This window comes from Paenibacillus daejeonensis DSM 15491, from assembly GCF_000378385.1.
Taxonomy (GTDB): domain Bacteria; phylum Bacillota; class Bacilli; order Paenibacillales; family Paenibacillaceae; genus Paenibacillus_D; species Paenibacillus_D daejeonensis.
Map to the genome: position 1 here is coordinate 1 of NZ_KB899676.1, position 12,010 is coordinate 12,010.

The 12,010-nt window shown below is 49.3% G+C and carries 9 protein-coding genes; 2 read left to right on the forward strand and 7 right to left on the reverse strand.

Features of this window, described 5'->3' with window-relative positions:
* Positions 1 to 434: 434 nt before the first annotated feature.
* Together F556_RS0129075 and F556_RS0129080 are read left to right on the forward strand one after the other, a co-directional pair.
* Positions 435 to 1,145, forward strand: a complete 711-nt coding sequence (locus F556_RS0129075) for a response regulator transcription factor (RefSeq protein WP_020620521.1) — start codon at positions 435 to 437, stop codon at positions 1,143 to 1,145.
* Positions 1,146 to 2,540 (forward strand): HAMP domain-containing sensor histidine kinase, encoded by a 1,395-nt coding sequence (locus F556_RS0129080; protein WP_020620522.1) that lies wholly within the window; start codon positions 1,146 to 1,148, stop codon positions 2,538 to 2,540.
* Between the two features lie 339 nt (positions 2,541 to 2,879).
* Here F556_RS0129080 and F556_RS0129085 read toward each other — a convergent pair whose 3' ends face one another.
* From F556_RS0129085 to F556_RS0129115, 7 genes are all read right to left on the reverse strand, one after another.
* Complete coding sequence (locus tag F556_RS0129085; protein ID WP_040718829.1) at positions 2,880 to 4,409, reverse strand: extracellular solute-binding protein; 1,530 nt, start codon at positions 4,407 to 4,409, stop codon at positions 2,880 to 2,882.
* Positions 4,410 to 4,514: 105 nt separating this feature from the next.
* Entirely contained in the window at positions 4,515 to 5,393 is an 879-nt protein-coding gene (locus tag F556_RS0129090; RefSeq protein ID WP_245583155.1) for a carbohydrate ABC transporter permease, read from the reverse strand.
* Positions 5,394 to 5,422: 29 nt separating this feature from the next.
* The gene (locus F556_RS0129095; RefSeq protein ID WP_020620525.1) at positions 5,423 to 6,337 is read right to left on the reverse strand and encodes an ABC transporter permease; all 915 of its coding nucleotides are present in this window, start codon (positions 6,335 to 6,337) and stop codon (positions 5,423 to 5,425) included.
* A 207-nt stretch (positions 6,338 to 6,544) separates the two neighbouring features.
* Entirely contained in the window at positions 6,545 to 8,350 is a 1,806-nt protein-coding gene (locus tag F556_RS0129100) for a cache domain-containing sensor histidine kinase (protein WP_020620526.1), read from the reverse strand.
* Positions 8,351 to 8,374: 24 nt separating this feature from the next.
* Positions 8,375 to 9,001: an SGNH/GDSL hydrolase family protein gene (locus F556_RS35565; protein ID WP_020620527.1), complete on the reverse strand. Its 627-nt coding sequence runs from the start codon at positions 8,999 to 9,001 to the stop codon at positions 8,375 to 8,377.
* The gene (locus F556_RS0129110; RefSeq protein WP_020620528.1) at positions 9,001 to 10,638 is read right to left on the reverse strand and encodes a response regulator transcription factor; all 1,638 of its coding nucleotides are present in this window, start codon (positions 10,636 to 10,638) and stop codon (positions 9,001 to 9,003) included. The genes F556_RS35565 and F556_RS0129110 overlap by 1 nt, the downstream gene beginning before the upstream one ends.
* 303 nt (positions 10,639 to 10,941) lie before the next feature.
* Entirely contained in the window at positions 10,942 to 11,973 is a 1,032-nt protein-coding gene (locus tag F556_RS0129115; protein ID WP_040718842.1) for a LacI family DNA-binding transcriptional regulator, read from the reverse strand.
* Between the last annotated feature and the right edge of the window lie 37 nt (positions 11,974 to 12,010).

Below are 12,010 nucleotides of genomic sequence, written 5' to 3' on the forward strand. Positions count from 1 at the left end.
GCAATTTCGTCTACACTCTTACGTTTAGCTAAGATCGCTTCAAGAAATAACACCGCTGTCTTCCCAAGAAACAACTTTTTCCCATACCGATCCGACAACCAAGCTTTTGCGGATCGATCCATAATGCCCAGCACTTGACTCAACACGTTTCGCTTCGTTATGCTAACCATAGAGGTTCCTTTCCGTCTTGTCTTCCTAACATTACGGTAAAGGAACCTCTCTCTTTTGTAAAATTTCCCTTCGGGCTAACATGTGAACTTCTTTGCAAGATTACTGCGTTTTCACATCGTTTTGGAGCAAATAGGAGCGCTGGTGGCCGTTAGCCTGACAAAGGGTCTTTTTTTCGTAGAATAAGTGCGTAGGTGGCCGTTAGAATTTTCTGGGAAGATACGCTCGGCTTTTTTTTTCAACGAATAACGGAAAGGATGATGAGAATGGAGCAACCACGCATCATGATGGTGGATGACGAAGCAGACTTGTGCCGGCTCATGCAGGCGGCGTTACATAGAGAGGGCTTGTCCCAAGTGCAAACAGCGGGCAGTGTGCGGGAGGGCTGGGAGCTGTTCGAGCGGTTCTCGCCTGATCTGGCGATTCTGGACATCATGCTGCCAGACGGAGAGGGTTACGACCTGTGCCGCCGGATTCGCGAGGTATCCCGCATTCCGATCCTGTTTCTGTCCGCCAAAGACGATGAGGTCGACAAAATTCTGGGCCTCGCCATTGGCGGCGACGATTATGTCACCAAGCCCTTCAGTCCCAAAGAGGTGGCGTACCGGGTAAAAGCCCAGCTCCGACGCTCCGGCGTCTATGCCATGGAGACGGAAGCACCAGCCAAGCCAAAAACCAGCACGACGATCGGCCCCTTCTCCATCAACAGCGAGGAAACCGAGGTGACCAAGGACGGCCAAGATATGGAGCTGACGGCCAAGGAAGTCGGCCTGATGGCTTGCTTCATGCGCAATCCCAATCGAATTGTGAGTAAGGAAACGCTATATCAAACCGTGTGGGGCGAAGACTTCTACGGGGCGGACAACACGCTCATGGTTCATATCCGGAGACTGCGGGAAAAAATCGAGGACAACCCTTCCAGCCCCCGTTATCTGACAACTGTCAAAGGGCTGGGTTACCGATTCCAAGAGAAATAGGTGATACGATTGAAATGGAAATTAACCGGACGTTACCTCTTCTCCATTCTCAGCATCGTTTTCATCGTTATCGTCGTCAACACGCTGATGGTGTTCGGGATGATTTTTTTTCAGCATCAAACCGTGAACGAGGACGTCTCAAGCGATTCGGCGGAACGGTTTGTGCGAGAATTCAGCCAATACCTTAGTCTGGAGCAGGATACCCCCGTGCTATCGGCTGAAGGCAGACAAGCTCTGGAAGCCTATGGCGCCTGGATTCAGATTTTGGACCAACATGGGTATGTGATCAGCTCTTATCTGGCACCCGATACCGCATCAGAGCATTACAGCGCGATGGAAATTGTGCATAAATACAAGTACATGGATGATGAATTCAACACGTATTTTCTCGGAAACTATGAAGATTTCAGTTATATCGTCGGCATTCAATATTCACAAGAGCGTCGCTTCGTATTCAGCATGAATTTTGGCTCGTTCCTGTCCACAGCCTCACAGGCCCTGCTGGCTATACTCATCGTGGATGTGCTCATTGCAGCTGTGATTGGACTGCTGTTCAGCTCGATCCTCTCCAGACCGATTCATTCCATGATTGAACGCATCACCCAGTTGAAGCAGCGGAACTTTGAGGTTTCCCATCCCAAGAGGCCGGGCATTTATACCTCCGTCTTCGCCAATCTGAACGACGTGTCGGACACGCTTCAGCAGCATGAGGAGGAGCGGGTCAAGCTGGAAAAGCTGCGCAACGAATGGATCAGCAATGTGTCGCATGACCTGAAAACCCCGCTGGCCTCCATTCAGGGCTATGCCGAGCTGCTGCGCGAGGGGGAGATCAATCCTCGGGAGCGTCTCGAATATGCTGGCGTGATTGAGCGGCAATCGATCTACATGAAGGAACTGCTGCAGGACCTGAACCTGACGATGCGTTTGCGTAACCAGGATCTTCCACTACAGCTGCAGGACACGCGCATGGAACCGTTTGTGCGGGAGCTCGTCATTGATGTATTGAATGATCCCCAATTCGGCAGCCGAGATCTTGAATTCTTGAGTGATGCCGAAGCGCTTGTGCTTCCGGTCGACCAGCATCTGATGAAGCGGGCCCTGCTAAATTTTGTTCACAATGCGCTTATCCACAGCGGTGAAGCCGCGGCCGTTACGGTGACAGTGCATGCGACGCATCTGACGATTACCGATAATGGCCAAGGCATTCCAGCCGAGGAGCAGGAACAGATTTTTGAGCGCTACTATCGGGGCTCGCACACCACCAATACGCGTGGCACCGGACTCGGCATGGCGATTGGCCGCGATATTGTCGCCGCCCATGGCATGACCGTGGAGCTCTCCAGCGAAGTCGGCCAGGGTACTACAGTCACCGTGCGATGGGGAGAGCAGGAATAGAGCGGCCATCCAATTGTCATCGATTACTGCGTTTAAAGGTCGTTCCGTGCTGACCCGAAATACTTCCTCATCGGACAATTGCCAGATTGGTACAGGCTGCACATGCCAGTGAACAACATCGTCGCTAGTTGCTAAGCCCAGATTCGTCGTCCGGCCAGGGTACACCTCGTCAGTCTCCTCATTGCCGTGACAGGAGAGTATTAAGGGCATGCCGATGGATGACCGGAGCAGACGTAAGTTGTCCGATCTGAGATTCGCTTGATGGTTGACGATTCATTTCTTATGTTATCGTGTAACGAAGGTCAGGGCTCCGGTAGCGCCGGAGCCCCGAACCTTTCCTTACTTGTTCACGTACCAGTCGTTAATTTCTTGCAAGACTTCTTCACCGCCAGCGCCCACCCATGCCCTCTGCATGCTTGCGATCCCTTCATCCGATACTCCATCGACGATCATCTTGATCAGATTGTCGTTCACCGCGGTGCCCAGTTTGTCGCTGGACGCCGAATACTTCGGCAGAAATGGCGAGAACGCTAGCGGATCCTGATGGACCTGTTCCTTCGGAATATTGTTGACGATCTTAAAATTGTCGAACATGGGTTTGCTCTTTTGCAGACGCGCTTGCCAGTAGGTGACGAAGTTCGCTTCATCCATGCCGATGACGAAGTTGTTCGCTTGTCCTCTCGTATTGGTAAAGGACGGCTCAATCGGAATATAATTTCCATGATCTACTTGATAATCTACGCCTTCTTCGCCAATGAAAAGTCCCTTGAATACTTCGGGTTCCAGCAAGGCATTGATCATTTTCACCACGTCTTCTGCATGCTTGGAAGACTTCGGCACGAAGGTGATTTTGTTGAATCCTCCTACTTCCGCAAATCCGCTAAGTCCGTTAGGACCTGTCATTGGAGGGATGAACTGGTATGCTGCATCAGGCACATTTTTTTTCAACGCTTCGTCGTAGCCAGGGATGGATGACCAGCGCGTCCACAGTACGCCCGCACGTCCGCTGGTGAATTTCTCGGCTGAAGTGGCAGATTTATTCGTCGCAAATTCTTTATCGAGCAAACCTTGCTCGTATAATGATCGTATAAACGTTGTATAATTCTTAAGGTTGGGATGGCTGGTTACGTTTTCAATTTTCCCATCCCTCACATTCCAATGTCCATAAATCCCGAATGCCCCCATAATGTTATCGATCAGGCCTGAGCTGTCCATCGTAAAGGGAATATTATTTTTGCCGTTGCCGCCAGGATCCTGATCTTTAAAAGCCTGCAGGACATCCATAAACTCGTCCAGCGTGGTTGGCATTTCCTTGCCAACCTTCTCCAGCCAATCGGTGCGGATAAGTAATCCGCTGCTTACATAGCTAACATTAAGTGTAGGGATGCCATATATTTTTCCATCCACAGTAGCACCAGAGAGAGATTCTTCGGAGATTGCTTGTTTAATATTCAGCCCATATTCTTCGATCAGCGGCGTGAGATCCGTCAAGGCTCCATTCTGTGCGAAGTTAAAGAAATCCTGTTTATTCATCGCATCTATGAAGTCGTAATCCGTTCCGGAAGCCATAATCAAATTCAGCTTATCACTTGGTTTCTCCTGCGGTAGCATATCGTTGTTGACCTTGTAACCCGTCTTCTCTTCCACGTAACGATTAACCGGATACTGGTTATAATCGTCCTGCATGTAGTTGCGCAACGCTTTGAGCGTTGGCTTTTTTTCCGAAGTTTCTTCCGAGCCAGCAGGCGCGCTGCTCTCGGCGACTGATTTAGTTGCGGCAGGATCGTTTTGTCCACTGCAAGCTGCCAATACAGAAGTAGTAGTTAATATCAGTGTAATCATTGCCGCCTGCCATTTTCTCCTTAACATGTTGAACCCCTCCATAAGTTTCATTATAAATAATCCCTTGACGATTTACTCTAAAGAAAACGCTAGGGGTTATTTCACTTGAATCGGCATTGGTATCTAAAGCGATCAACCTTTCACGGATCCAATCAGAATTCCTTTGATAAAGTACTTCTGCAACAAGGGATAGACACAGAGGATCGGAATGGTTGAGACGATAATCGTCGCATTACGTATGCCTTCGGGAGACAGGTTAAGCAGCGAATCGATATCTTGGTTGAGCAGATTTTCATCCGAAGCTTGCAGCACGATGTCCCGCAAATACAGTTGCAGCGGCTTGAGTGCCGGATCATTCAAGTACAGCATCGGATGGAACCAGTTGCTCCAATAGGCGACCGCATAAAACAAGCTAATCGTAGCAAACACAGGTGCCGAGATCGGGATGATGATCCGAAGCACAATTCTTAGATTACTGGCGCCATCGAGCTTGGCCGATTCCTCCAGGCTCTCCGGCAGACTCTCATAATAATTTTTCATCAGCAGCAGGTTGAATACATTGATCAACGCGGGGAATATAAGCGAGCCTAGGTTATCCATCAGATTGAGGTTTTTAATCAGCAAATAGGAAGGCACCAATCCGCCGTTGAACAGCATTGTGAAAATATAGAGCAACAGGATGAACTTGATGCCGGGCAGATGCTTTTTTGAGAGCGGATACGCGGTAACCGCTGTGAATATGACCGATCCGAGCGTGCCGACGACGGTCACGAAAACCGAAACGAGGAACGCTTGTTGGAATAGATGGTCCCGCAGGACGAACATGATATTCTCCATCGTGAAGGCTACGGGCAACAGCCCGACTTTGCCGGATATGATTGCCCAATTGGAACTGAGCGACTTGGCGAACACGTTCAGGAACGGGGATAGGCAGAGAATGCCCAAGCCGATCAGGATGATGTATGCAAACCAGATGTACAACCGTTCAGATAAGGACTGCTTTATCTTCATCGTTTTTGCCAATTTCGTCCGCCCCTTCCCTACCATATACTCTTGCCCGTAACCCGCTTGGCTAGCGTGTTGCCACCTATGACGAGGATAAATCCGATCACCGACTCGAACAATCCGACTGCTGTGGAGAAGCTGTATTCCATTGAGGTTAACCCCATGCGGTATATGTAGGTTCCAATGACATCGCCTGTCTCATAGACAGTCGGGTTGTACAAGAGCAGGATCTGTTCGGTTCCCGCTTCCAGGACATTTCCAATCCGCAAAATAAGCATGAGTATAATTGTTGAAGCAATTCCGGGCAGCGTGATTGTGATCACTTGCTGAATTCGGCTTGCGCCATCAAGTTTGGACGCCTCGTACAATTCCGGATCGAGCCCTGCGATCGCCGCGATGAAGATGATTGCGTTCCATCCCGCTTCCTTCCAGCCGGCCGTGGCTACGATGATACTTCGGAAATAGTGGTTATCCATAAAAAAGTTAATCGTTTCTCCACCGAAGTAGGAGATCAGTCCATTCACGATGCCGGTTTGCGGGGACATAATGTTGACGAACAATCCGGCAATGATCACCCACGATAGAAAATGAGGCAAATAAATAATCGTCTGGATCGTGCGTTTAAACCACATGCGGCCGACCTCGTTGAGTAAGATGGCAATAACAATCGGAATCGGAAACAAGATGACGATCTTATATAAGCTAATAAGCAGCGTGTTCGTCATGATGTTTCCAAAGTCATCCGAGGCGAATAACCTCTCGAATTGCTTGAACCCTACCCAAGGGCTCTCACCAATGCCTCTGAAGATGTTGAAATCCTGAAACGCGATGACCAGGCCGTAGATCGGCGTGTATTTGAATATGGCCAAAAAAACAAGTCCAGGAATTAGCAGCAGATATAAATCGTAATTGCGTTTTACTATTGAGATCCAATAATTACCTTTGTTCATGTTGCCCCTCCAATCGGCATTGCTCGTTCTTGATCTTAGATCAAGGATACATGCCGGGCGATCGTAGGCGTGAGGTACAGATGTAAGCTGGAATAGTACATTTGTCAGCCATGGTGAAACATATTCGCTTAAGAGCATTGTCGGCGAAATACAAAAAGCTGTCTGGCGAAGGTCACATGAGACCCTTACCAGACAGCTTGTTTCTTATTATATCTCTTGATTATCCCCAGCAGGAAACCACATGCTGACAGTGGTACCTCTTCCCGGCTGCGACTCGATGGTTAAGCGACCTTCACCGCCGGTGAACAGGTGCACTCGCTCCCATACGTTATACAACCCGTAACTCGACGATGATGAAGGCGCGTTAAGACTGTCATACAATTCTGAGACTCGTTCTTCCGTTATACCAACGCCGTCATCAGTCACACGAATGATACATGCTCTGCCATCCGCTTCCACCTCGATGCTAATGTGTTCGTGATGCCCTTCCTTATTGTGTATGCCATGCATAATGGCATTTTCGATAATCGGTTGAATTGACAGCTTCGGGATCGGACGGTCAGACAATACACCGGGGAATGCCACTGAATAATCAAAATTATGAAAACGCTGCCTCTGGATCTCCAAATACGCCTTTGATAAATTCATCTCATCTTCCAGAGGTACGATGTCCTTACCTTTATTTAACGTCAAACGGAAATATTGCGCCAGCATGTTCAGCATCCTACTGATATCATGGGCTCCTCTAGTTAAGGCCATCCAATTAATCGTATCTAGCGCATTATACAAAAAATGGGGATTGATCTGCGCCTGCAGCGCCCGCAGCCTCGCCTCCTTCTCCCGCTCTTTGGTACGATAATTGTCTTCCATCAAGTGCTGGAACGTTGAGAGCATGTGTGTCACACTCTTCTCAAGGCGGATGACGACACCGCTGCGGTGAGGAATACCTTCCTCAATCACTGCAGCCCCACGCTCCCTCAATTGTTCGGTAATATCGCGGACGCGGTTGATCGTGCCGCGCGTAATATGAGCGAATATGAAGAAGGCTCCTAGGATAAATAGCAAGGCCAGTGACAGTGCCAATACCAGGGAAAACCCGACATTAAATTGATTGCTCATACGGCTGATTTGGCTGGCCGGCAACAGGGAAACCACCTTCCAGCCGCCTTCGTAAAGCGTATCGAAAATAAGAAAATACGACTGTGCATCGATCGTAATTCTCTCAATGCCGAGTGGCTGATCATCGATAATCTTGAAGGTAACAGGCGGCAGTAGAAGGCTACTAATCTTCTCTGGCTCCCCATGCGAGACGATCATCCCAGCTTGATCTACGATATACATAGTAGGGTTATTCGCATCAAGTTCCGCCTGGTTCAGGATGGAGGCTGTATTGACTTCTGCAACATCCAGCATAAGAATGCCAATTATCCGGCTATATGCCTTCGGATCACGGATGATGCGAGCGGTAGAGAAGACAAGGGCTTCACCTGGGTTACTGATATAAGATTCCATACGCGTCGGAATCCATTGCAGAGCACCATTGCCTCCGACTACTGCATCATACCAAGGCATCAAAGCGGCTTGGTCCAGACTGAAGAAATTGACATGTTCGCCCGCATACATCTTCTCGGCATTGACATACAGCTTAATCTTCAGTATATCGCTGCCCTGCAGGCTGCGGATCATGTTGCCAAGCTTCTTCTCTTCCTCCACTTGGCTGAAAAGAGTACCTTTATGCGGATCACGAGCCAAGATTTCGTATAATTCAGTATTGAGAATCAGTGCATCGGAAATCTCCTTTACCTTATCGAGCCGATAATCCAGATTAATCTTCACCTGCTGCACGGACTTAAGCATCGACTGGGTCACCTGATCCTCCAGAATCTCTGCCGAGGTCTCGATGTAATAATACAGAAGGCAACCAGCAGGTAGCAGCAATACAAGTAGATAGAGCAGCAGCATCCGCCTGTATGTCATCCACATAAGAAGAAATCTGCGCAGCAGCATGCTCATAAAGCCGCCCCCCTATGTCGTCAACTAGATTGCTACCAGAAACGAGGACGCCACCTCAGCGATTCGATGGTATCCTGCTTGATTCGGATGAAGTCGGTCATCCGTGAAGTGCGCCAGTGTTAGCTTGTTGAACCCGCTGACTGCATACAAGTCGAGTACCGGCAAAGCATACAGATGTCCAATCGTTTGCACAGCCGCCGCATAATCCACTAATAAACAGCCTTGGTCGTTGGGCTGCTCGCTGTTATATCCGTCTTTGTCCCGTTGCAGCGGCGTCCACAGATTCACCCTGCAGGCCGGATTGCGAGTAAGCAACTCTTCGATCAGACGCTGGTAAGCGCCAAAAAACGTGTGCTCATCGAAGGCCGAGCCGAGCGGCTTCCATTCGCCGAGTGGCATATGAAGCCGATAATCGTTGGTGCCGGCAAAGATGGTTAAACAGTCGTACGCCTCTTCCAGGTACCTGCTCATAAAGACAGTTGCCCCGTCGTCACGATCACTGCCAGCCGTCATCGGGCAGCCGCTGCGGCCAAAATTGTCCACTTTTTCAAAACCGAGCGCCACTTGAACTAGCGGCTGGTACCCACTGGCTGCTGTGATGCTATCCCCCAACGTGGCCCAGCTTGCTCCCTGCCATTTCGTATTGGCCATTACATCGTCCTCCTGTGTAAGTCCCGGTAATCGCTTGGATTCATACCTGTATATTTCCGGAATTGTTTGGTGAAATAGCTGGGTTCGGAATACCCTATCGACGCGCAGATTTCCGCCAGCTTCTGATCGCTGTCCTTGAGACGTTCTTTGGCTTTCTCCATGCGGACTTTTGTTAAATATTCATTGATTGTCTCCCCTGTCTCCTGCTTGAACAAGAGACAAATATAAGTTTTGGCCAAATACACCTGCGATGCAATGTCTGCAATGGTCAGGTTGTCCGAGAATCTTTCATGAATGATGCGTATGATGGAGGTAATGACTTCTGGAATCGGCTTCTCCCGCCGACTCTCGATCTGTTCACAAACCATCATTAGGTGTTTTTTGATATGGAGACTCATATCGTCAATCGTTTCCAACTTCATCAACTGCGACCAGGCTTCGGACTCCCGCTCTCCGAGGTCGCCCATACGCATGCCGAATTCGGACAGGAATTGGGAAGTGGCCAGCAAAAGCTGCAAACAGATCCGCTGGCAATCGACAAATCCAATCCCCAAACTGGTACGCAATTCCTCGAACAGCTTATCCAGTTGCAACGATACCTGAGTTGCATCGCCTGTCTTCAGGACAGATGCGAACACCGTTATGCGCTCATTAATCAGTCGGTAATCGACATCCTGCTGTGCGGCCATGACGTCAAAGGTAATCACTTGGTTTTTGCCGAGGAACAACTTGCGCTCGATCGCCTCTGCCGCCATCATGTAGCTGTCGGTCAACAATCCCAAATGCTGGACTGTGCCGCCAACCCCGATTGTTAAGCTAATGGACTCCGCCATGCGGCTCAGGAAGCTGTTGAGGCTATCCATCAATTCAGTTACCAAGGGAAAGATTATATCTTCGCCTTCCCGCTCTGGCAGGGCGAGCAGAAGGACATATTCGCCTCGTTGATGCTCGAATACACTGCCTGAGATGCGCTCTTCTACAATTTCCTGACAGATGTTCTGAATGGCGAATGAAATTAATTGTGTATTCTGCTCGGTCATCGCAGCGAACACGGTTCTGGGATTGTTGATGCGGATGATCAGCGCACAGTAAGGGGATTCGTAGGGAAGCATTAAGTCTAGAAAATCTATGCGCTTCTCCATTGATATTCTGTCCGCATGCCTGTCGCGAATTAATTGTATCAAGAACTTTTCCCGCAACAGCGGGATGCTTTGGTTTAGTCTGGCATTCATTTGCTGCAACATGTCCCTACGACTTTCTTCTTGCTTAGTCATCGCCATGATCTTCTGGATTACCGCCTTCAATTCCTCCAGATTGACCGGCTTCAAAATATAATCCACCGCATCCATCTTCATGGCCGACTTCAAAAACCCGATATCATCATACCCACTGATAAATACGAATTTGGTATCGGGAAGCTCATTCTTCAACCGATTGACCATCTCAATCCCGTCCATGCTGGGCATTTTCACATCGGTCAGCACGATATCCGGTCGAATACGATTTGCCAGCTCCGTGCCTTTGTTCCCGTTCTCTGCCTCGCCTACAACTTCGATGCCGTATTCGAACCAGTTAATACATAACTTCAGGCCGTTCCTTGTCGAATATTCATCATCGACAATGATCAGCTTATACATGCGTCTTCCCTCCGATACTGAAGAGATATTCATTTCATTATATCCTGTTCGGACTAGGCCAGGCTTAAGGAATTATAGTCAAATCTTCATGAATTTCTTGGCTCTCGCTACACCTTGATTGTCTTCCAGCAAAGATCTATTACTTGTTGAATTTGGGCCTGCCCTCGGCCGTTTTGATATTCGTTAGCAGCATCACAAACAGGACAAAGGAGCTGTCCTCTCAAATTAACGCCTGAGCGGACAACTCCTTTGTATTACTAAATGTTACTTGGCCCTAGAACAGAACTACCACTTCCACGCGGGTTACATCTCATACCCGAAACCGCCGCAGGACTCCCGAAAAATAATCGGGGTCTCGAACTCGAGTGATTTGGGCTTGCCTGAAGGATCGTGAATACGGCTCATGACCAAGCGGATGCATGCGGCAGCCATTTCTTCAACGGGCAGCTTAACGGTAGTGAGCGACGGCACACTATATTTCTCGGCATCATGGTCACCATAAGTCAAGATTTCCATATGGTCGGGTACAATGATCCCCGCTCGGTGAAACTCAGGCAACGCAGCGACAGCCATAATTCCCATCGGGAAAAACATCGCGGTTGGCAGGTCACCTCCCCCTTCGATAATCTTCTTGGCCGCTGCATTTCCGCCCTCCATCGTCATGGGAGCTGTCTGAATATGACGGTCCTTCAACTCCAGTCCATACGTGGCGCACGCCTCCACAAATCCCCGGAACCTGAGATTGTTCTCCGTATTGACGAGGTGGTCCGGCACAATCGTACCCACCTTCTTATGACCACGGGCTGCAAACAACTCTGCCGATTTCCGTCCAATTTCATAGGTATCTACATGGGCACAGCTATAACTGCTGCTCTCCCGGTTGAAGAACACAGCCGGTACCTGAATGGGATTCTCCTCCAGGTATCGCTGTTCCTCGGCAGAGATGCCCGTCAAGATGGCACCATGAAAGTTGCCTTGGTCACAGATCTCCTTAATTCGGTGCATATGCTTGCGCGCATAAGGCTGGATCGTCATCTCGAACTCAAACTCTTGTTCCAGAATCGGGTTCTGCGCCCCCATGAAGAAACGTCCCAACAGATCCGACGACAAATCCGAAGGCCAGAAAATCGCAATGGACGGAATATTCCGTGCATTGGACTGCCTTAGCCTTCTTGCGGAAACGTTCGGCAAATAACCCACGCCTTGGGCCGCTTCAAGGATCCGTTGCTGCGTTTTTTTGGCTATTCGCATTTCGTCGCCGCGCCCATTCAGCACGATAGAGACCGTACCGGCAGAGAGCTTGGTTCGTTCGGCTATCTCCTTGATCGTTGACATCGGCATCCGTCCCATTCCCATTCGTATTACTTTATTA

What these genes read in the sequence shown, in the direction of transcription:
- F556_RS0129090 (WP_245583155.1), bottom strand. Translation starts at nt 5,393, where the DNA reads ATGAAGATAAAGCAGTCCTTATCTGAACGGTTGTACATCTGGTTTGCA.
- F556_RS0129110 (WP_020620528.1), bottom strand. Translation starts at nt 10,638, where the DNA reads ATGTATAAGCTGATCATTGTCGATGATGAATATTCGACAAGGAACGGC.
- F556_RS0129100 (WP_020620526.1), bottom strand. Translation starts at nt 8,350, where the DNA reads ATGAGCATGCTGCTGCGCAGATTTCTTCTTATGTGGATGACATACAGG.
- F556_RS0129085 (WP_040718829.1), bottom strand. Translation starts at nt 4,409, where the DNA reads ATGTTAAGGAGAAAATGGCAGGCGGCAATGATTACACTGATATTAACT.
- F556_RS0129075 (WP_020620521.1), top strand. Translation starts at nt 435, where the DNA reads ATGGAGCAACCACGCATCATGATGGTGGATGACGAAGCAGACTTGTGC.
- F556_RS0129115 (WP_040718842.1), bottom strand. Translation starts at nt 11,973, where the DNA reads ATGTCAACGATCAAGGAGATAGCCGAACGAACCAAGCTCTCTGCCGGT.
- F556_RS0129095 (WP_020620525.1), bottom strand. Translation starts at nt 6,337, where the DNA reads ATGAACAAAGGTAATTATTGGATCTCAATAGTAAAACGCAATTACGAT.
- F556_RS35565 (WP_020620527.1), bottom strand. Translation starts at nt 9,001, where the DNA reads ATGGCCAATACGAAATGGCAGGGAGCAAGCTGGGCCACGTTGGGGGAT.